Raw genomic sequence first — 20,469 nt, 5'->3', positions numbered from 1 at the left:
AGCTAGGTGAGGATGAAAAGGAGAGAAGGAGCCTGAGGATTCAGGCTCCTGATGAGGATCAGGCCTCGTTGGTGTGGGCCTTCTGGCAACCTTCCACGGCGTGAGCAATCAGCTCCAGCGCGCTCTTGTCGCAGGGTGGCAGTTCAGCCTCGCACTTGTTGATAGGGGTAACACGATCGCCCCACTTGATGATGGCGGCACCCCAGGTCAGGCCGGCACCGAAAGCGGCGGTCAGCAGATAAGAGTTCGGCTTGACGCGGCCCTGCTCCAGCGCTTCGCACAGGGCGATGGGCACAGTGGCTGCGGAGGTGTTGCCGTAGTTTTCGATGTTTACCATCACCTTCTCCATCGGCGCATTCATCCGCTTGGCGAGGGTCTCGATTATGCGGATATTGGCTTGGTGCGGCACGATCAGGTCGACCTGCTCCGGCGCAATACCGGCCTGCGCCAGCACAGTGCTGGTGGCTTCACCCATGCCGCGCACGGCGCGTTTGAAGATCTCCGGACCTTCGAAGTTGAAGGTGAACAGCCCATCGATATCGGCAAAACGCACCCGATCGGTACCGAAGTTCGGTACATGCAGGATCTCCCGCGCTTCGCTGTCGCAACCCAGCTTGTTGGCGATCAGGCCACACTCCTGCTCACTTGCCTCGATCACCACGGCACCGGCACCGTCGCCAAACAGTACCGCGGTATCGCGACGGGCCCAGTCCAGCAGATAGGTGAGGCGCTCGGCGCCGATCACCAGCACCTTCTTCATCATGCCGGTCTGTACCAGCGAGGTAGCGACCGAGAGGGAGTAGACGAAACCGGTGCAGGCGGCGTTGAGGTCGAACACGGCAGCGTTGACGGCGCCCAGCTTCTTCTGCACAGCAGACGCGGCGCTTGGCAGCAGGTTGTCCGGAGTGGCGGTAGCCAGGATGATGCCATCTAGGTCGCTCGCTTCCAGACCGGCGCAGGCCAGTGCGCGGCGACCGGCCAGGGTGGCGAGATCCGAGGTGCTGACATGGGAGATCCGGCGGGCCTTGATGCCGGTGCGCGGATAGATCCACTCGTCTGACGTATCCATGATGGTGCTGAGGTCATCGTTGGTCAGCACGGAGGGAGGCAGGCATTTGCCCCAGCCGGTGATATTGGCGTATTTCATCTTGTTACCGCTTCTCAAAGTGGAGTGCCCCGCGGGCGGAAAATCGTGCAATTATGCCGCACGAGACAACCACTGTCATCTTGTGGTCATGGTTATGTGCTGGGTAAGTGGCTGCGCCATCTAGCCGCAAAGGGTCGCAACGTGCTGAACATGGCAGGAAATTTTGCTTAAAACACGGGACTCGTCTGCCCTAAGATAGGCGTTTCGCCACTGATGAGGGTATCTCTTTGCTCAGAGCCAATCTCAATCTGCTGCCCACCCTCAAGGTGCTGCTGGAGACCCGCAATATCAGCCGCGCCGCCGAGTTGCTGCACCTGAGCCAGCCCTCCATCAGCAAGCAGCTTGCCCAGTTGCGCAGCGAGTTTGACGACGAGTTGCTGGTGCGGGAGGGGCAACGCTGGCTGCTGACGCCACGGGCCGAACTGTTGTCCGCCCAGCTGGCGGATTCTCTCGGTGTGCTGGAGCGGCTCTATGAGGCGCCCGGGTTTGACCCGAGTCGCTGTGAGCGGGTATTTCGGCTCGCCTCTTCTGATTATGTGGCCCAGCATATCCTGCCCGATATCTGCGCCGCGCTCGCCAAAGAGGCGCCGTTGGCGGCGCTGGAGTACAGTCTGTGGGACAAACGTCAGCTACCGCAGTTGTGGCAGTCCGAACTGGATCTGGTCTCTACCATCACCGAGCAGGTACCGGATCAGATCCGCGGTCTGCATCAGGGGGAAGATCGGCTGGCGGTGCTGATGGGACGTCACCATCCGCTGGCAGGCAAGGCGCTGAGTCTCGATGACTATCTCGCCTGGCCTCACCTGCAGGTGAGCGGGGGAGGGGACAAGGACAGCCCGGTTGAACAGGTGTTGGCACCGCAGGGACTGAGTCGGCGCTGGTTTGCCCGAGTCCCCTTCTTTCAGGCCGCGGTGGAGGTGTTGCTGCGCACCGATTGCCTGATGACCACCCCGGCTCATATCGCCTGGCAGCTCTCCTGCGGCCATGAGCTCACCTTTGTCGATCTGCCATTTGCTACCCGCGACCAGCAGTATCATCTGCTGTGGCATCAGCGCCACCATCAGGATCCGGCTCACCGCTGGTTTCGCGAGCTGGCCTACCCATTCCTGCGGGATCACCTGCAACGTACCGTCGGCGAGAGTCGCAAGCTGCTCGAGCTCGGCGGTTAGCCGCAGTCAGTTGTGTGGTGCCATAGCCATTGGTTATGGAATCTATTCATAACTTTCACTACTGGCATAATGGCTCAGCCCGTACCCTGAATGCAGGGCATCATATCGAGCATATAAAGAGGAAAAGCATGGAACTGACGAGTTGGCTGGCACTGGCCGCAATCTGCGTGATGGGCGCCATCAGCCCGGGGCCGAGTCTGGCGCTGATCATCCGCAACACGGTGCAGGGCGGGCAGGGGCATGGCGTCGCCACTGCGCTTGGCCACGGCCTCGGGGTTGGTATCTATGCGCTGGTAACCGCGCTTGGCCTCTCGATCCTGATCACCCAGACCCCTATCCTGTTTGATCTGATCCGCTACGGCGGTGCAGCGTTTCTTGCCTGGCTCGGGGTGAAAGCCCTGCTGGCAAAACCAGCCAGTGGTGAAGCGAGTGAAGAGGCGCACCAGCTGCGTGGTCGGCAAGGGGCCTTTGAAGGTTTTATGGTGGCCTTCCTCAATCCCCAGCTGGCGGTCTTCTTCATTGCCCTGTTCAGCCAGTTTGTGCGGGCCGATACCGGCTGGAGCGAAGGGGGAATCATGATGCTCACCGCGGGCGGGATCGATGCCGTCTGGTACGTGCTGGTGGCGCTGGTGCTCTCGCGCGGGCCGGTGCTGGCGTGGCTTAAAGCCAAATCCTTTGTCATCGACAAGGTGAGCGGGCTGGTGCTGCTCGGGCTGGCACTCAAGGTGGTTATGTAATCCTGTATTTCGCAGATACCTTAAGCGGGATCAAGGCATGTGGGTGGTGAATGGGCTAGAGTAGCGCCCATTTGCTGTCCGCCCTGATCCCGAGACCATGCACCAGAACAAGCACCCGTTAAGCCACAACAACCGGTTGGAGCTTCTGGCTCCGGCCAAGAACCTCGCCTACGGCATCGAAGCCATCAACCATGGCGCCGATGCCGTCTACATGGGCGGCCCTGCCTTTGGCGCCCGCAGCGCGGCGGGCAACACCATCGAAGATATCGAAGCGCTGGCGCGCCACGCCCATCGCTTCGGTGCCCAGGTCTTTGTCGCCTTCAACACCCTGCTGCACGATCACGAGCTGGAGCAGGCCCGGCGCCTGACCCACCAAATTTATGAAGCCGGTGCCGATGCGCTCATCGTCCAGGACATGGGGCTGCTGGCGCTCGATCTGCCACCCATCGCGCTTCATGCCAGTACCCAGACTGACAACCGCACGCCGGAGAAGGTGAAATTTCTGCAGGATGTGGGCTTCTCTCAGGTGGTGCTGGCGCGCGAACTGTCACTGGCGCAGATCCGCGAGATCAGTGCGGCGACCAATGTGCAGCTGGAGTTTTTTATCCATGGTGCGCTCTGCGTTTCCTACAGCGGCCAGTGCAACATCAGCCATGCCCGTACCGGTCGCAGTGCCAACCGCGGCGAGTGTGCCCAGCTCTGTCGCTTGCCCTGTTCGCTGCAAAAGCCGGACGGTGAAGTGCTGGTGGCCAACAGCCACCTGCTGTCACTCAAGGATATGGATCAGACCGACAACCTGGAGGCGTTGATCGAGGCGGGGATCCGCTCCTTCAAGATCGAGGGGCGACTCAAGGGGCTCGACTACGTCAAGAATGTCACCGCCTGGTATCGGCAGAAGCTGGACGCCATTCTCGATAGTCGCTCCGATCTGGTGGCCGCTTCGGCCGGCCGTTGCAGCTACAGCTTCACGCCTGACCCCAAGAAGAGCTTCAACCGCGGCAGTACCGATTACTTCCTCCATGGCCGCCAGCAGGGGATCGACTCCACCAAGAGCCCGAAATATGTGGGCGAACCGCTGGGGCGGGTCACCAAGGTGACCCGTGACGGCATAGAGCTCGATGGCAAACAGGTCACCCTCAACAACGGCGACGGTTTAGGCTTCTTCAAGCCGAATAACGAGCTGGTGGGTATGCGCCTCAACAAGGTCGAAGGTAAGCAGTTACTCCTGTCAGAACGCATGCCGGGGCTGAAGGTGGGGACAGAAATCTACCGCAACCACGATCAGGCGTTCAGCAAGATGCTGGAGAAGGCGAGCGCGGATCGCCGTATCCGGGTCGATATGGTGCTGGCAGAGTGCGATGAGGGCGTGAGCCTCACGCTCACCGACGAGCAGGGCATCAGCGCCATGGTGACGCTGTCTTGCGATAAACAGCCTGCCGACAATCCGGAGCGGGCGCTGCAACAGGCGCGGGATCAACTTGGCAAGCTCGGCAATACCCTGTTTGTGGCGCGCAAAATTGAGTTGGGATTCACTCACCCGCTATTTATCGCCGCCTCACAGCTCAACGGCTTGCGCCGGGATGGCATCGCTGCGCTGGAGGCCGCACGCGTGGCGAGCTACCAGCGCCCCGAGCGACGCATCGCCCTGCGGGATATCAACTATCCCCAGCACCGTCTCTCCTACCTTGGCAATGTGCTGAACAGCGCGGCCGAGCAGTTCTTCCGCGAACACGGGGTGGAGCGGATTGCTCCCGCCTATGAGGCGAACAAGGAGGAGCGGGAAGTGGTGCTGATGATCACCAAGCATTGCATCCGCTATAGCCAGAACCTCTGCCCGAACGAGGTGCCAGGTCTCAAGGCCGAGCCGCTGGAACTCAAGATGGGTAAAGACACCTTCCGCCTGCGTTTTGACTGCAACCGCTGCGAAATGCATGTGATGGGCAGCCTGAAACGCTGATCAATGAGCCCCTTTCTCCATCCGGAAAGGGGCAATTTTTTATCTCAGGCTCTCTGCCTACCCTCCTTTAATTGCCACTCTCCAGTGCCAGCAGCGCTTTTTTAATCTCCAATCCCCCCGCATAGCCGGTCAAGCTGCCGTTTTGGCCGATCACCCGATGGCAGGGGACGATGATCGAGAGCGGATTGCGGCCGTTCGCCGCGCCCACTGCCCGCACCGCATCGGGTTTGCCGATGGTGCGAGCGATATCGCTGTAGCTGCGGGTCTCGCCGTAGGGGATGTCGCACAGCGCTTGCCATACCGCCTGCTGAAAGGCGGTGCCACGGGCGGCAAGGGGCAGGGAGAAGCGCTGCAAGCGACCGGCAAAATAGGCGTCAAATTCGGCGAGGAAGAGGGCCAGTGCTACGGAGTCTTGCTGCCAGCCACTCATATCGGGCAGCGCCCGCAGGCCCGCCACAAAGTCCACGTGTACCAGACCATGCTCGTTGATGGCAACCAGCAGATCGCCGCAGCAGGTCGGCAGAATATCGTAGCGGATCATGGGGTTATCTCCTGTTGTTGGTTATCCGGCTGGTTTTCGTTGCTAGTGGCATGGATCAGAAAATCGGGAGCTTCACACATGGCGTGCCACAGCCAGCTGGCCGCATAGCTGCGCCACGGCTGCCATGCTGCGCTTTGCGCCAACACCTCCTTCACCGGCAGCTTGGCACCACCTCCGAGAGCCTTTTGCAGCACCAGATCGGAGGCGGGGAAAGCATCGGTATCCAGCCCGCAGCGCAGACGCCAGTAAGCGACCGTCCAGGGACCTATGCCCGGTAGCGCCAACAACTGTTCATCACTGGCTGTCGTGAGGGTCAGCTCACCGCTGGCCAGTGCCTTCGCCACTCCCCGCAGGGTGCGAATACGGCTGCCGGGCATGCCGATACCGTCGAGATCGAGTTCGCACAACTGGGCGGGGGTCGGTAGTTGCGCCACCCCGAATTGCGCCTCGGTACGGGCTACCAGTCGCCCGAGTATGGTGATGGCTCCCTTGACCGACACCTGCTGGCCGACGATGGCGCGCAGCATCACCTCGTATTCGTCCCAGCCACCCGGCAGTCGCACGCCGGGCCAGCGTGCCTGCAAGCGGGCGAGCAGCGGGTCCTGACCGAGCAGGTTACCGATCCGCTGCATATCGGCATCGAGATCCCACATCCTGCGCACCCGATAGAGCAGATCGGGCAGCGCCGCGAGCGGCAGATCATGGACGGTAAGCTGCAGGCTATGCCCCTTGCCCTGCGCGATGCGCACCAGCGCGACCTGATCACCGACCCGGTAGCGCCGCTCATACACCTCGCCATCCACCTGCTCCAGCCCGGGGATCGCCCGCAGCCGGTAGAACGCCAGCATGGCCGCCACATCATATGGGGGGCGGTAGGGCAGTTGCAGTGTCAGGGTTGCGCCGCGCGGCTGCGCGCTCATGTGCTCTGGCACGTCACCGTGTTGCTCCTGATGGCGCAGGGAGCGCGGGGCCAGTCCGTAGGCGTTCAGCCAGGCATCATTGAAGCGGCGGATGCTGGCAAATCCGGCGGCAAACGCGATGTCGGTAATGGGCAGCCCGGTTTCGGTCAGCAGCCTTTTTGCGAGCAGCAGGCGGCGCGTCTGCTCCACCTGTTTTGGCGAGGCGCCGAGGTGCTGCTCGAACTGGCGGCGCAGGGTGCGTTCGCTGATCCCGGCCTCAGCGGCTAATTCGGCGAGCGTGCCCTCTGCCAGCTCGCCGCGATCGATGCGCGCCAGCAGACGTGCCAGTTCAACCGGCAGATCGCCACGGGCTGCGGGGGCCAGCTCGGGGCGGCAGCGCAGGCAGGGTCGCAGCCCATACTGTTCGGCGGCCGCTGCGCTTTGGAAGTAGCGCACATTATGCTCGTGGGGTGGCCGTGCCGGGCAGACTGGCCGGCAGTAGATGCCGGTCGAGAGCACGCCGGTAAAGAAGCGGCCATCAAAGCGAGCGTCGCGGGCGAGCCGTGCGGTGTGACACTGTTCGCGGTTGAGGGTGTTGATCACCTCATCCGGTGAGGACTCTGGGCTGGGCTTTGCATTCATGGTGTTGGCGGCTTTGCTGGAATAGATGGCAAGAGAGTAAGGGGGCTCGGGGGCCGTGACTAGCCAGAAACGGACAGGGATAGCAAAAATTGGCCAAAGGTTTTTTTGCTCTTTTATTGCACGGCCGGGTTTCACTCTTAGTCACGCTGTTATTCATGTATCGCGGCTCGGCAGAAGGGGGCATAACGGACGGGTCGGAGGCACGATTGGCTTAGCTTTATTTGCTTAGCGAGATTAGTGGCGGCGAAAATTGCTTAAAAATTAATAACAGATCACATAACTATCTTTTTTACATTGAGTGTGGCGATTTTGTGTTGTTCAATCGAGTTAGTTAATTTTTGATGATTATTAAGTCATCGCATTTGCGGCCCAGGGCCGACCAATAATAACAACACTTGCCAAGGATGATAAGTGAACGACTGTAAGGCATGGCCCCATTGCCGGGGGTTTAGTCTGATCGAGTTGTTGATCACCATGACGGTTGTCAGCATTCTCGCGGCCATCGCGTTGCCAGCGTATCAGGGTTATCTGCAACAGGGACGTCGTTACGAAGCGCAGCAGCAATTGCTGGAGCAGGCGCTCGCCCTCGAACGTATCTATACCCAACAGGGCCGTTATCCAGATACGTTTGCTACCCCTTCCAGCACGGATTTCTACCAGTTCAGCTACAGCCAGCAAGATGCTGGCGACTACCTGCTTAAAGCCATTCCAACGACGCGACAACAGGATGAGTGCGGCACTCTGACCCTCGATCAGACCGGTTATCGCGCGGCCAATCGCCATGACTGCTGGGGATCATAAGATGAATGTGCGCGGATTTACTCTGATTGAGTTGATGATCACGGTCGGCATCGCCGCCATCTTGCTATTGGTCGGGTTGCCCTCCATGAGTCAGCGCCTCGCGGCCGAACGGCTCGATCGCAGTGCGACCGAACTCGCGTCAGCCTACCGCTTTGCCCGCAGCGAAGCGGTCAAGCTGACCCTGCCGGTGGTACTGCAGGGCACCGAGAACGGTGGCTGGGAGGTGATGGCTGACAGCAAGTTGCTGCGTCAGGCGGCAGCACCTGCAGGCGGAGTGGTGATCAAGCCGTTTGACCCCATCCAGATCGCGCCAACCGGCAGCAGCAGCCACGCCGAGATCATTCTGGCCAATCGCCTCGGTGAGCAGCGGGTGCTCTGCGTGGCCCCGAGCGGCCAGCTGCTGCAGGGGAGCTGCTCATGAGATACGCCGCACTTGCCCGCCAGCAAGGCTTCAATCTGGTGGAGATCATGGTCTCCATGGTGTTGGCGGTGATGGTGTTTCTCGGTCTCGCCAAGGGGCAGGTGGTCTCGTTGCAGCAGGCGCATTACAGCTTGCAGAGCACGCTGGCCACGATCGAGGCGAGCAACAGCGTGGAGCAGATCTGGAGTTCGCTGTGTGAAGTGCAGCGCAAGCCCGAGCGGTTCACCCAAGCCGATTTTCTTGCCCGCTTCACCCTGCAGGATGGCCACCGGCTGGTGCTACCGAACCGTTATAGCGACAACTTTGTGGTCGCTATCGAGTGGCAGGATGAGCGGGTCTCCGGCGCCAAGCGGGTGGAGCTGAACGCAGGATTTCCGCCTTTATGCTGAGCGTCCCCTCCCGGCAACGAGGTGTCAGTCTTGTCGAGCTGATGATCTCCATGGTGCTCGGTCTGATGCTGATGCTGGCGATTTTTGCCGGTTACGCCCCGATCAAGAGCACGGTCGAGCAGAGCAAGGCGCTGGAGCAGGCGAACGAAGTGCTGCGCTTTGCCACTCTCACCTTTACCAACAGCATCAAGCAGGCGGATCAGCTGATAGCCGTGACCCCTGATCGCCTGACGCTGGCCTTCAAGGTAGAGGGGGGCAGTCAGGTGCTCTCCTGCCTTGGCAACCAGAAAACCGCCGATTTTACCGAGCAGTACCGCTTCACACCGCCGGTGCTCAGTTGCGATGACGGAGATGGTCCGCGCCTGTTGCTGGCCCATCTTCAGGATCTTGAATTCGGCCAGCAGGGTGCACTGGTCAATATCCGCATCTTGCCCGAAGGGCTGCCGAGCTATCTGGCACCGGGAGTAGAGGTGCAGGTGGCCCGCCGCAAGGCGGTCTGGGCGGAAGCGCTGGCCACATCCGGAGCCAACGCCACAGCAGGGGGAGCGGGATGAACAAAGGATTGCAGGGGCAGCGGGGAGCCGTACTGCTGGTGGTGCTGGTGGTGAGCCTGCTGTCGAGCCTGCTGGTGTTTACCAGCATTCAGGAGAACCAGTTGCAGGCTCGCCTGAGCGGCAATTTTCACAAGAAGATCAATGCGCAGCTCAGTGCCGAGCAGGGGATGAACGAGAGTTATCGTGCACTGCATCAGGCGCTTGGCGCCGAACCGCGGATAGAGTGGGAGCAACTGGTGCAGAAGGTGCCAAGCAATGGCGAAGGAGCCATGGCGGGCAGCCGCTTCAGTATCGATCAGCTGGATGCCTCCGCCGGCAGCAAGCTGGCGTTGCAGAGCCATGGCCGTTATCTGGAGGGCAATGCCAGTCTCAACGCGCTGTTTGCCCTTAAGCGCGAGCCCGGCAATCTCATCTTTCAGGATTCGGTAGTGGCATGCGAAGGGCTAAGCCTCTCCGGTAGCGGTTTTATCGACAGCTATGACTCGCGCAAGGGCAAATATGGCGGCACCAACATTAACCAGAATGCCAAGGTGGCGACCGTTAGCGACAAGGCCAATGTAGTGCTCGACGGCAATTCGCCAATTTGGGGCGATGTACGGGCGACCGGCTCAGTGACCCTGAACGGATCTTCTCCCATCTCCGGCAACGTGAATGCCGGGAGCGACGTCATTATCTCCCCCTCTTCGGACAAGATTGTCCGGGTCTCCGGCAATGTGAAAGGGGGCGGCAGTTTGACCCTGAAAGGGGGGCGCATCGGTGGTCAGGTTGCGGTCAACGGTAATGTCTCCATGGATTGGGGCACTAGCATCGACAGCGGCAAACTCAGTTATGGCGGTGCGGGCAGTTTTAACGATCAGGCGAACCAGAAGTATCTGGATCCCCAATACCGCACTCATCCCAAACTACCGCCTGTTGCCGGGCAGGTGTGTGACCCGCTCAATGTGGCCGCGCTGCCCAAATCGTTTCCCCCTGCCACACTGCCCATCAATGGGCCGCTGACGCTGGGCGCCACCCAGCAGATGGTGCTGACCACGGATCCCGCCACTGGCTCGGTAACCAGCAGCAACCAGCACAAGCCCGGGCTGCCGCTACCCGGCAAGGGGGAGCTGTTTGGCAAGGATCAGACCATTTATCAGCTCGACAGTCTCAATATGGGGGCCGATGCCACACTCACCATCAAGGGGGATGTGGTGCTGCTGATCGACAAGGATTTCACCATGACTGGCAGCAACAAGTTGACGGTGAGCGAGGGGAGCAGCCTGACCCTGATCGTCAGCGGCAAGGTTGATCTCGGGGCCGGTGCCGAGGTGACGGCAGCCAAGCAGGGGTTGACTGCTGGCGGTACGCCCGCTATATCCATCTATTCCGCGTATAGCGGCAAGGATGGGATCAAGCTGTCGGGCAATACCCCGCTCTATGCCGCCCTCTATGCCCCGCTAACCGAGATGAAGATCAGCGGAAGTGGCGGTCTGTACGGGGCTGTGCGGGCAAAACACTTGACCGAGAGTGGCGCGGGTGGTGTGCACTACGACGAGGCGCTGGGCATGGCAGATCTGGGGGACGATCAGGGGCCGCCTCCGACGTTGGCACTGCGGCAGTGGCACTTTGTGCAGTGAGGCTGGTGAGCCGCTAAAAAGAATCGAACGAGGCGCGCAACTGTGAGAAGGTGGAGATCTGTCCACCCAGCAGTTCACTATTGAGGAGTGCTCCATGCCAGGCCCCGCTCGCGCCGGTGCCCTGATCTATGCCAAGGATCCGGGCCTGCTGACCCACTTTTACCGTACATTGCTGCAGATGGTGGTCTGTAGTCAGGATGAGCAGTTGGTGGTACTGGAAAACAGCGATATCCAGCTGCTGATCCACGCCATTCCCGAGCCTTATGCCGGGCAAATTGTTATCAAGCGGCCGCCGGAATTGCGGGAAGAGGGGGCCATCAAGCTGTTCTTCACCGTCTCCAGCCTCGCCTGGGCAGAAGCGAAGGCGGCGGATCTCGGCGGCGGTTTGCTGCCACAACAGTGGACGGGGCCCGGCTTTGTGGTGCGCAACGCCTTCGACCCGGAGGGCAATATCCTGCAACTGCGCGAGTTGCTGGGTTCCCCGGACCTCCTCTGAACTCCCTATTTTTACAGCATTGTCGTGACGGCGTGCTGTGCCATGCACCGCCATAAAAATGAACCGCCATAAAAACGGGGCCCTGTAGTGGTTAACTAAAAAGGGCCCCGTTCTGCTGTTAGCTTACTGCGCTCATTACTTCAGGTAGCGCTGTTCCAGATGCCGGCGCAGCCAGTGCGGGTTGAGCGCTTCACCGGTGGCGCGGCGCACCAGCTCGTCGGTGCTGTGCAGGCTCCCCTGTGACCAGATGTGGCGCCCGAGCCAGCCGAAGATCTCCGGCAGACGGCCCGCTGCGATCACCTCACCCATGCAGCCCAGCTCTTTCTCGAGTGCAAAGCGCAGCTGGGCGGCATACATGGCACCCAGGGTGTAACTCGGGAAGTAGCCGAACGAGCCGTCGGTCCAGTGAATATCCTGCATGCAGCCATTGCGGTAGTTGCCCTTGGTGGAGAGCCCCAGCCACTGCTGCATCTTGGCATCCCACAGCTCGGGGATGTCGGCCACCTCGATCTTTCCTTCCACCAGATCGCGCTCCAGCTCGTAGCGCAGAATAACGTGGGCCGGATAGGTCACCTCGTCCGCATCGACCCGGATAAAGCCCGGCTCGACCCGGCTGTAGAGCTTGGCCAGATTGTCCGGCGCAAACGCCGCCTGCTCGCCGAAGTGGTGACGAATGCGTGGTGCCAGCAGCGCGAGGAAGGCCGGATGATGCCCCAGCTGCATCTCGCAAAACAGGCTCTGGCTCTCGTGGATCGCCATGGAGCGCGCTTCGGCTACGGGCTGACCCAGCAGATGACGCGGCAGCCCCTGCTCGTAACGGGCGTGACCGGTTTCGTGCACTATGCCCATCAGGCTGGAGACAAACTCCTGCTCGTTATAGCGGGTGGTGATCCGCACGTCGGTCGGCACGCCGCCACAGAAGGGGTGACTGCTCACATCGAGGCGGCCGTGGGCGAAATCAAAGCCGAGCAGCCCCATTACCTCCTGACCGAGCGCCTGTTGGGTCGGGATGGGGAAGGGGCCTTGCGGCAGCAGCAGGGCATCGCCCTTCTGCTGTTCGCTCACCATCTGAATAAGGTTCGGCAGCCAGCTGGCGAGATCGCCGAAGATCTGATCGAGCCGTGCGCTGGTCATGCCCGGCTCATAGAGCGCCAGCATGGCGTCGTAGGGGCGTACGCCAAGCGCATCGGCCCGCAACTGCGCCACTTCACGGGAGAGTTTCACCACCTCCTCGAGATTGGGGGCAAAACCGGCCCAGTCGTTGTTCTTGCGCTGGCTGCGCCAGGCGTGCTCGCACTTGCTGCCGGCCAGAGACAGCGCTTCGACCAGCTCACCGGGCAGCAGGCTGGCATCTTGCCACTGGCGCTTGATCTCGCCGAGGTTGGCCCGTTGCACCTCATCCAGCGGCTCGCTCTCGGCCCTGGCAATCCAGTCGCCCAGCTCGGGAGCGGTGCGCTTCTGGTGGATCAGCAGACCGAGTTCGGCCATCGCTTCGGCGCGGGCATCGTTGCCCCCTTCCGGCATCATGGCCGCCTGATCCCAGCCGCAGATGGCGGCGAGGTGGCTAAAGCGGTGGATCTGCTGCTGATGTTGTTCAAGCTTTTGATATGACATGGGATTGTCCTTGTTATCGTCCCTGATGGTATGCCGCCCCGTACCTGGCATGCTCGGGGCCGTTCGATGCTAACACCGCCGCAGCATCGTTGACCACCATCATGCAGGCGGGCCAAATGTGTGGTGGCGAGAGGCGGATTAGCCGAGCCGCTTCTGGTGCCGTTCGCGGTTTTCCGCTTTTTTGCGTTCGCTTTTGCGCAGCAGCACATAGAGCGCACCGCTGCCGCCGTGGCGACGCTCGGCGCTGTGGATCGCCATGACGGCGGGCAGTTGCGGCAACCAGGCGCTCACATAGCTTTTCAGCAGGGCACGCGGGGTGCTGCGCTCCCCCTTGCCGTGCAGGATCAGCAGGCAGCGGATATCCCGGACTTCACAATCCGCAATGAACTGCACCAGCGTCTGGCGCGCTTCGTTGAGGGTTTTCTGGTGCAAGTCCAGGCTGGCCTGCAGCTCGTATTTGCCGAGCCGCAGCTTCTTGTAGACCCCCTCCTGCACCCCATCACGCTTGAAGCCGACGATTTCGTGCGGATCTAGCATCTCGATGGCCTCCATGGTGAGGTGGTCGAGGGCGAGTTGTTCGGCAGTGGCAGCCTGGCGGCGAGCGAGCTGCGCCTCGGTCGGGGCGGATTTGGCCGCATGGGGATGGATGTTGTCGCTGCGAATGGGCCGCACGTCGGCCACTTCATTCATGAATAGCGAGAGTTCGTCGTTATGAGACACGGCAGGCTCCCCATAAGAAAAAGTGGGGGTCATTATAACGGTCGCAACCGGCACAGAAAACGGGGAAAGGGGCAGGGGATAAGGGAGGCCCAGCATGGATACCAGTGCAGCTTGGCCCGGGAATCACAGTCGCGAACCATAAAACAGCACAGGCGGTCAGTGTGAACTGCCGCCTGTGGTCAGAGGATTATTTGCCCTCTTTGGGTTGTTGAGAATGGGGTTGCTGTGAATGAGGCGGTTGCGAGTGCATCACCTTGTAGATGAAGTAGGCCGCGTAAGAGCTGATGAGCAAGAAGGTGCCGATAATCACCAGCATCGACATCAATCCCACGCTGTTGCCAAACATCAGGTCCAGCCAAAAGTCCATTTTATTGCTCCTGTCACCCGGTTGATGACAGGCATGATAAATACCTCTTTGCCCTGTCCGGGATGATCCCGATCAACTCCCTTGCAGGTTGTTTAATAACCAGTGTGATCTGTGATCGTTCTCACTGGACTCCTTGCGACCGAGCCTGCACAGGGCCCAGTGTGGTGAGCGGGGTAATGCGCCACCCTTGCTGCTCCAGCAACGCCAGCAACCCCTGTTCGCCGTAAAGGTGCAGGGCGCCTACCACGATAAAGCTCTCGTTGGGCAGGGTGTACCATTTTTTCAGCCAGTTGTGGTTGCGCTCGGCCAGCAGGGTCTGCTCCATCCAGCTTTGTAGTGCGGGCGGGGCCATCTCCTCCTTGAGCAGATTGATCAGCGTCGCCTCATCCCCCTGCTGCCACGCCTTCATCACGGCGGCGAAACCACTCTCCAGCATCGGTAGCTCATCCAGGGTGCTGGCGAGCATCAGGGTCTGGTTGTCACCCACGCTGGCCAGATAACCGAGCTGCTCCAGCAGGGTTTCAAAGCCCACTACCGGCTTGCCCTCTTTGGCGGCCCGGGTGGCAAAGTGCTGGTCTATCCCGAGTTCACTCTTGAAGTCGGAGCGGGCCATGGCGGCCTGGGTCAGGGTAATGGCGGCAAACCAGGGGCGCAGGGTGGCGAGGGTAGCCTCGTCGATGCCATAGCGGGCACCTGCCATCAGGGTGCGTTGATAGAGCTGGGCAGGCAGATGATCCTTGAGCGGCTTGCCATCCACCAGTCGGGTGAGGGAGCCGGTCTGTTGCCACTGATCCGGCGTGATGCTGTTCATGTCCACCTCCATCACCAGTGCGTGACTCTGCAGCCAGGCACGCTCCACTGGCTCGGGCAGAGGATAGAGGGCTGGTTTGCCCGCATGGATGGAGCCCAGCAGCCAGTGTTGCTGGTTGCCCTTGCTCACCCGATAGAAGGCGGGATCGGCAAAGGCGTGCAGCGGTAGCAGCAGGCAGAGCAGGAAGGCAAAGAGGGTGCGATGAAATCTCATGGGGATCCTTAATATGCGCCGGGTGACTTCTCTTGCTGACAATAACTCCTATGATAAGTCCTCATTTCAGATAACCAAGAGGTTTGCCATGCCCCATCTTCGTTTTCGCGCCGTGACGCTCGATACCCTGCAACAGTTGAGCGGCCCGCTGCTGGCCGAGCTTTGCGAGCTGACCGGCGGCAAGCCGGAGTTTGTCACCATGGAGCGGATTGATAGCTGCTGGATACGCAATGGCGAGCCAGAGGCGGGTTATCCGTTTGTCGAACTGCACTGGTTCGAGCGGCCGCAGGAGATGCAGGACGCCGCCGCGCGCCTTATCACGCGCCATTTGAAACGGATGCTGGGGGAGCAGACCTATGTGGTGGTGCAGGTGATCCCTCTGGTCAAGAGCGCCTACTACAGCAACGGTGAGCACTACTGAAGAGGGGGACAAACCAGGTTGGCGGGTCGGGTGACGCCGCTACCCGGCTAACGCCACTTGGGCGGCAGGATGCTTGTCGCCCATCACGGGATCAGGCCGATTTGGCCAGCAGTTTATCGAGCCAGCGAGTGGGCAATACCCGTCGCAGGAAGGCAAACAGCCGGGTTGGAGTGGTCACCGGATAGCGCGCCTTGGGATGGGCGTGGGTCAGCGCATGGAGCAGCGGAGGGATGCAGGCTTCGCTCGGGAGGGTAAAGCTGCTGGTGGCCCCCTCTTTTTCCAGTCGTGTCAGGGTCTGGCGGTAGGCCGACTGATGACGGCTCTGGGCCGGATCGATGTGGCGCAAGAAGGCGCTGCGGGCATTGGCACGAAAACGGGTATCGATGGGGCCCGGTTCAATCAGGCTGATATGTACCCCGCTGCCTGCCAGTTCGAGGCGCAGGGTATCGCTATATCCTTCCAGCGCAAATTTGCTGGCGTTGTAGGCGCCGCGATACTTCATGGCAACCAGCCCCAGTACCGAGCTGTTCTGCACTATCCGCCCCTCTTTGGCCTCCAGCATCGGCGGCAGCACCTGACGAATCAGATGGTGCCAGCCAAACAGGTTGGTATTGAACTGCTCCCTGAGCGCCTCGGTGGGCAGATCTTCCAGCGCCCCGGGTTGGCCATAAGCGCCATTGTTGAACAGGCCATAGAGGCGCCCGCCTGCCAGATGGAGCGCCGCACTGGCCCCCAGTTCGATGGATGCAGGGTCCGCCAGATCCAGCTGTACCGCCAGCAATCCCTGTTGCTGCAGACGGGCCACATCTTCCGCCTTGCGCGCCGAGGCGATCACGGTAAAACCGTGCTGCCCGAGCGCTTGCGCGGCGGCGAGGCCAATACCGCTGGAACAACCGGTGATCAGAACAAAACGGGGCATGATGGTGTCCTTGTGACTGCTGATTGAAGCATGCGGGCTGGTGAGCGGATAAAACCCTTATCCGGTTCGCATGTTAGCCTGCCAACCGGCAAAAAGAAAACCGGGCCAAGTGGCCCGGTTTGCTGACATCGTATTGCCTGATTACATGAAGGTAAGCGGCATGATGATGTGGAACTTGACGTCGTGCTCGGAGGCGAAGATGTTGGGGTAATCGGTCCAACCGCCGCCCTGGCTGATGTCGTTGTTGTAGTCGGTGTAGTGCAGTTTGAACAGGGTGCCTTTCAGCTTGCCATCCTGCACGGTATAGGTGACATCGAAGTTGGCTGCCCATTCGGTATCTTCACCGTTGGCCGCTTTCTTGCCTTGACCGGTTTCGATATCCCAACCGTAAGCACCGGATACACCGACGGACCAGCCAGGCGCACCAACCAGGTCATCCAGAGAACGGGTCACGCCGAAGAACAGTGCTTTCTCGTTGTTTGCGTTCCAGTCAGAGCGGGAGTCCCACCAAATTTCGTTGGCACCCTGGGAGTTGGCGTAGCCACGGGTCAGACGGGGCAGGTAGTTGCCTTCCGCACCTTCAGCCTTGGTCCACAGACCTTCCAGACGGAAGCCGTACGGGCCCATGCCCCAGGCAGCTGTCAGAGCTTGTTGCCATGCCAGACCGTCATAAGTCTCGATCTGGGAAGCGCCCTTGGTGTAGGTCTCGGTCTCGGAACCGTAGAACTGGTAGCTGGTGGAGAGGCCGCCCAGTACGTCAAACTTGTGAGCCAGTTTGAAGTGGTAGCTGTCCATGTAGCCTTCGGACTGACCGAAAGAGCCGGTCACAGCAGTGCCATTTTCGAAGGTGTAACGGGCTGCAATACCGTGGATGTAGTCGATGACGTTTTCATCAGCGAACGGATCCATCCACGCTTTGGCACGGGAGAAGACCTGAGTCTCTTTGTACCAGGGGGCCTTGTACTCGTCAGCGATGGCGTAGGTCAGGTAGAGGCCACCGAAGTTACCTTCAACTTGACCACCACGATAGGTACCCGGCTGATAAGACCAGTTAACACCGATTTGGCCAGGGACATACAGCTGGGTATAACCACCCTTGGCAGTGATGCCGCCGTCCAGGAATTTCAGCTTCATCGCTGCGTTGGAGAGGCTGAAACCACCTTCAGGGGAGCCATCTTTGGCGTTGTTGCCCCAAGAGCGGCCAGCGAAGGAGAATTCGTTTTCCTGGTTGACCGGGTGATTTTCGGTAACGGCCAGGTCATAGGCACCGAAGCCGCCCAGATCCAGACCTACTGTGTCCCAGGCATAACCGGAGTTGAAGTTAAGAGCGGCTTGAACGGTGGAATGGCTCAGGTTGGACTGGTATTTGCCTTCTTTCTTGGCTGCAGTCGGGTCACCATCGATGCGCTGACGATCACGCTGGAAGTAGAACAGACCGCCGGTCAGTTTGGAGTCTTTCACGAAGGTTTCATAGGACTGGCCGTATTCCGGGCTCATCATGTCCTGAGCTGCCAACGCCATACCGGGGGCGACCAGAGCGGCTACCACAGCGGCACTCAAAGCGGCGCGCTTGAAGATCACTTTTTCCATTTTTATTGCTCCTGATTTTATGGACTTAGCTTTTTTTTCCGGCAGTTGGCATCGGGCCTACCGCTCGGTATTGGCATTGCAATCAAAACCCCGAAGGGCAAAAAATCTTGTCTTGGCTACCTGCAAACCCGGATGTCTTGGCACATCTGTAGTTGGCAGTCCTGATCATCACATGTTGTTTTTTTATGTTCCGATTCTTGGCTATCGGACAACCCCAAGAGTACGTTCGCGGTGCGAAATATCAATGAAAAGTTCCCTCAACGTTTCAAAAGTATGACCGAGTGCAAATAATCATGGGCAAGGTCGTAAACAGCCTCATGGCAGGTATCACGGTGATGAGAGCGTTTTCTTGAGGCCGCGGCCAGCGCCAGTGCGGGTTTTCATCCGGTACGGGGGAAGAGGTGTCAGTTAACCTGCCGATAACAGATAATTTTGTGCTACAAAAAAACTTTCCCTCTGGTCGAGGGAAAGTGATCTGGTGAGGATACGGGGCGAATAGGGGTCAGCCTTGCTGGCCGAGGATGCGGGGGATCTGCTGCGCCTGATGGTGGATATGGGAGGAGACCTGCACCGAGAGCTGACTCACCTGACGGGCATGCTGATGGATACGGGTGATCAGATCGGCAAAACTGGCCAGCTTGTGTTCCTGACTTTTGGCGTTGTCGGCCCCCTGCAGGGCGATCACTGCGGTGTTGCGGGCGATCTCCCGCACTGCCTGGGTGGTCTGGCGCAGTTGTTCCGCCTGCGCCCGCTGGCGGCTTGATTCGCTGGTGATTCGGTTCAGTACAGTGCCAAGCTGATCACCGGATTGGGTCAGACGTCCCAGAATATCGGTGATCTGGTTGAGGGATTGCTGGGTATTGGCCGAGAGGTGACGCACTTCATCGGCAACCACGGCAAAGCCTCGTCCCTGTTCCCCTGCGCGGGCCGCTTCGATGGCGGCGTTGAGGGCCAGCAAGTTGGTTTGCTGAGCGATATGACCGATCACATCGACAATGGCCGTCACATCGGCAACCGAGCGGGTGAGGGCTTGCAGCGCCTCATCGCTCTCGTCAATCGCCAGTCCGGTCTGATGAGTGGCGTGTAGCATGCTCCCCACCAGATCTTCGCTCTGGCTCATCGCCTGTTCGTTATGGTGGGCATGCTGGGCGATGTCGGCGGCGACCTGATGGACCTCTCCGGCCAGCTGGTTCAGCTCATCCATCATCTGACCGCTCTCGTCGACCACCTGTTCGGTGGTGCGGGTGCTGTGGTGGATCTCGTCAACCTGACTGACCATCCCTTGCAGACTGAGGGATACCGCAGACAGCTGCCCCTCTTTCTGTTGTTGATCCTGCTGCAAGCGACCGATCAGCCGGTTGTAGCTGGCAACGATATCGGCCAGCTCGTTGCGATCGCGCCCGGTAGGCAACGGCTCGGCCTGCCCCGTCTGATCGAGTTGCATAAAAGCTCCACGCAGTCGCAACAAGGGGGTGAGCAGCCAACGTCGTTGCACCAGCGCAAACAGCAGGGCGACTATCACTAGACAGAGCGCCAGCGTGCCGAGGATGGTGGCCAGCTCCTGATTGACGGCTTGCCGTTCGCGGGCAAGTTGTTCCCCCATCTGTCTGGTCGCTTGCAACATCGCCATGATGTCTTGCTGCACGGTCTGGCGGCCAGCCTGTTGCTGTTGCAGCGCCGCACGGCTGTTGGCCAGCTCCTGTGGATAGCGGCCCAGCAGCGAGCGTAATTCGCTGCGCGGTTGATCTCCCAGCTCCTTTCGCACTGGCTCCCCTAGCGTGAACTCATCGGCGGGCGCCTCTTCATACAGGCCGAGCAGCGGCAAGGCTTGCAGCGCTTGCGCCTGTTTTTGTAGAGCCTCCAGCTCGAAGCTGATCCCTTCGAGCAGCTTCTCATTGCCCTGTTCCATATAGCTTTGGCGCAAATGGGCGAGGCGCGGCAGGCCCGCCAGGATTTCGGTTGCACCGCGGCGATATTGCTGTGCTGCGGCAGATTGTTCCGTGCTGGCGCCTTGCTCCCCATAGCGGATCAGTGCCATGGCCTGGCTGCCCAGCTCACTCTCCGCATTTTGCAGCAGCAGTTGGCTGTTGCCCGAGAGCTTGCCTGCGGCCTGATAGTCGTGTGCGATGCGCTGCGCCATCAGTTCGAGTTGCTGCCTGAGCGGGGCCGCCACGGCATCATCCTGAGTGGCCAGCGAGGAGAGCGCTTGCTTGCGGATCTTCTCCGCAGCTGTCAGTTGTTGCGGATCGCCGCTGTTGAGGTAGTCACGCAGGCTGTTTTGCAGGGTCACTGTCACCAGTTGTTGCAGCGTCTCGTGCTGATGCTGTGCCTGATTGGTATGGGCAAGCTGTTGCCAGCCGTGGTAGAGGGCCAGCGCCTGTCCTCCCGCAACCAGTAACAAAACAAGGGAGGATAGGGTGGCGTAATGGGCGATTTTCACGGGGT

General features: G+C 60.2%; 20 protein-coding genes. 10 read left to right on the top strand and 10 right to left on the bottom strand.

Annotated elements, in window-relative coordinates:
- Nucleotides 1-58: 58 nt before the first annotated feature.
- Nucleotides 59-1,147: a ketoacyl-ACP synthase III gene (locus tag A9G06_RS04020; protein WP_069554356.1), complete on the bottom strand. Its 1,089-nt coding sequence runs from the start codon at nt 1,145-1,147 to the stop codon at nt 59-61.
- A gap of 227 nt (nt 1,148-1,374) precedes the next feature.
- Between A9G06_RS04020 and A9G06_RS04015 the strand changes: the two genes are divergently transcribed.
- The 3 genes from A9G06_RS04015 to A9G06_RS04005 all read left to right on the top strand — a co-directional run bounded on the left by A9G06_RS04015 (nt 1,375) and on the right by A9G06_RS04005 (nt 5,010).
- Nucleotides 1,375-2,316, top strand: coding sequence for a LysR family transcriptional regulator (locus A9G06_RS04015; RefSeq protein ID WP_069554355.1), 942 nt, complete (start codon nt 1,375-1,377; stop codon nt 2,314-2,316).
- A gap of 128 nt (nt 2,317-2,444) precedes the next feature.
- Complete coding sequence (locus tag A9G06_RS04010) at nt 2,445-3,053, top strand: LysE family translocator (RefSeq protein WP_021230360.1); 609 nt, start codon at nt 2,445-2,447, stop codon at nt 3,051-3,053.
- A 97-nt stretch (nt 3,054-3,150) separates the two neighbouring features.
- The gene (locus A9G06_RS04005) at nt 3,151-5,010 is read left to right on the top strand and encodes a U32 family peptidase (RefSeq protein WP_069554354.1); all 1,860 of its coding nucleotides are present in this window, start codon (nt 3,151-3,153) and stop codon (nt 5,008-5,010) included.
- Nucleotides 5,011-5,077: 67 nt separating this feature from the next.
- Here the strand turns inward: A9G06_RS04005 and A9G06_RS04000 are convergent, their stop codons facing one another.
- A complete protein-coding gene (locus tag A9G06_RS04000) occupies nt 5,078-5,551 on the bottom strand; it encodes a methylated-DNA--[protein]-cysteine S-methyltransferase (protein WP_069554353.1) in 474 nt (157 codons plus the stop codon).
- Complete coding sequence (locus A9G06_RS03995; protein ID WP_069554352.1) at nt 5,548-7,092, bottom strand: AlkA N-terminal domain-containing protein; 1,545 nt, start codon at nt 7,090-7,092, stop codon at nt 5,548-5,550. The genes A9G06_RS04000 and A9G06_RS03995 overlap by 4 nt, the downstream gene beginning before the upstream one ends.
- A gap of 411 nt (nt 7,093-7,503) precedes the next feature.
- On the opposite strand from A9G06_RS03995, the gene A9G06_RS03990 reads away from it, so the two are divergent.
- The 6 genes from A9G06_RS03990 to A9G06_RS03965 all read left to right on the top strand — a co-directional run bounded on the left by A9G06_RS03990 (nt 7,504) and on the right by A9G06_RS03965 (nt 11,369).
- Nucleotides 7,504-7,893 carry a type IV pilin protein gene (locus A9G06_RS03990; protein ID WP_069554351.1) on the top strand — a complete coding sequence of 130 codons (390 nt, stop codon included), beginning with the start codon at nt 7,504-7,506 and terminating at the stop codon, nt 7,891-7,893.
- Between the two features lies 1 nt (nt 7,894).
- A complete protein-coding gene (locus A9G06_RS03985) occupies nt 7,895-8,314 on the top strand; it encodes a GspH/FimT family pseudopilin (RefSeq protein WP_005338751.1) in 420 nt (139 codons plus the stop codon).
- Nucleotides 8,311-8,703, top strand: a complete 393-nt coding sequence (locus A9G06_RS03980; RefSeq protein ID WP_005338749.1) for a prepilin-type N-terminal cleavage/methylation domain-containing protein — start codon at nt 8,311-8,313, stop codon at nt 8,701-8,703. The genes A9G06_RS03985 and A9G06_RS03980 overlap by 4 nt, the downstream gene beginning before the upstream one ends.
- Nucleotides 8,697-9,257 (top strand): PilW family protein, encoded by a 561-nt coding sequence (locus A9G06_RS03975; RefSeq protein WP_069554350.1) that lies wholly within the window; start codon nt 8,697-8,699, stop codon nt 9,255-9,257. Before A9G06_RS03980 ends, A9G06_RS03975 begins: the two co-directional genes overlap by 7 nt.
- Nucleotides 9,254-10,873 carry a hypothetical protein gene (locus A9G06_RS03970; RefSeq protein WP_069554349.1) on the top strand — a complete coding sequence of 540 codons (1,620 nt, stop codon included), beginning with the start codon at nt 9,254-9,256 and terminating at the stop codon, nt 10,871-10,873. Before A9G06_RS03975 ends, A9G06_RS03970 begins: the two co-directional genes overlap by 4 nt.
- A 94-nt stretch (nt 10,874-10,967) precedes the next feature.
- The gene (locus tag A9G06_RS03965) at nt 10,968-11,369 is read left to right on the top strand and encodes a VOC family protein (protein WP_069554348.1); all 402 of its coding nucleotides are present in this window, start codon (nt 10,968-10,970) and stop codon (nt 11,367-11,369) included.
- A gap of 135 nt (nt 11,370-11,504) precedes the next feature.
- Here A9G06_RS03965 and A9G06_RS03960 read toward each other — a convergent pair whose 3' ends face one another.
- The 4 genes from A9G06_RS03960 to A9G06_RS03945 all read right to left on the bottom strand — a co-directional run bounded on the left by A9G06_RS03960 (nt 11,505) and on the right by A9G06_RS03945 (nt 15,094).
- Nucleotides 11,505-12,983, bottom strand: coding sequence for a carboxypeptidase M32 (locus A9G06_RS03960; RefSeq protein WP_069554347.1), 1,479 nt, complete (start codon nt 12,981-12,983; stop codon nt 11,505-11,507).
- 138 nt (nt 12,984-13,121) lie between these two features.
- Nucleotides 13,122-13,703 carry a DNA endonuclease SmrA gene (gene smrA, locus A9G06_RS03955; RefSeq protein WP_042080672.1) on the bottom strand — a complete coding sequence of 194 codons (582 nt, stop codon included), beginning with the start codon at nt 13,701-13,703 and terminating at the stop codon, nt 13,122-13,124.
- Nucleotides 13,704-13,890: 187 nt separating this feature from the next.
- Nucleotides 13,891-14,070 (bottom strand): DUF3149 domain-containing protein, encoded by a 180-nt coding sequence (locus A9G06_RS03950; protein WP_005338733.1) that lies wholly within the window; start codon nt 14,068-14,070, stop codon nt 13,891-13,893.
- A gap of 121 nt (nt 14,071-14,191) precedes the next feature.
- On the bottom strand, nt 14,192-15,094 hold the full coding sequence (locus A9G06_RS03945) for a TraB/GumN family protein (RefSeq protein ID WP_069554346.1): 903 nt from the start codon (nt 15,092-15,094) through the stop codon (nt 14,192-14,194).
- An 88-nt stretch (nt 15,095-15,182) separates the two neighbouring features.
- Here A9G06_RS03945 and A9G06_RS03940 point away from each other — a divergent pair, with 88 nt between their 5' ends.
- Nucleotides 15,183-15,515, top strand: a complete 333-nt coding sequence (locus A9G06_RS03940) for a DUF1904 family protein (RefSeq protein ID WP_069554345.1) — start codon at nt 15,183-15,185, stop codon at nt 15,513-15,515.
- A 91-nt stretch (nt 15,516-15,606) separates the two neighbouring features.
- Here A9G06_RS03940 and A9G06_RS03935 read toward each other — a convergent pair whose 3' ends face one another.
- From A9G06_RS03935 to A9G06_RS03925, 3 genes are all read right to left on the bottom strand, one after another.
- The gene (locus A9G06_RS03935) at nt 15,607-16,434 is read right to left on the bottom strand and encodes an SDR family oxidoreductase (RefSeq protein ID WP_069554344.1); all 828 of its coding nucleotides are present in this window, start codon (nt 16,432-16,434) and stop codon (nt 15,607-15,609) included.
- A gap of 141 nt (nt 16,435-16,575) precedes the next feature.
- Nucleotides 16,576-18,024 (bottom strand): OprD family outer membrane porin, encoded by a 1,449-nt coding sequence (locus A9G06_RS03930; protein ID WP_005338723.1) that lies wholly within the window; start codon nt 18,022-18,024, stop codon nt 16,576-16,578.
- A 502-nt stretch (nt 18,025-18,526) separates the two neighbouring features.
- A complete protein-coding gene (locus A9G06_RS03925) occupies nt 18,527-20,464 on the bottom strand; it encodes a methyl-accepting chemotaxis protein (RefSeq protein ID WP_069554343.1) in 1,938 nt (645 codons plus the stop codon).
- Nucleotides 20,465-20,469: the final 5 nt, after the last annotated feature.

Source organism: Aeromonas sp. DNP9 (assembly GCF_001728955.1).
Classification (GTDB): Bacteria; Pseudomonadota; Gammaproteobacteria; order Enterobacterales; family Aeromonadaceae; genus Aeromonas; species Aeromonas veronii.
This window is presented reverse-complemented; position numbering and strand designations above follow the sequence as displayed.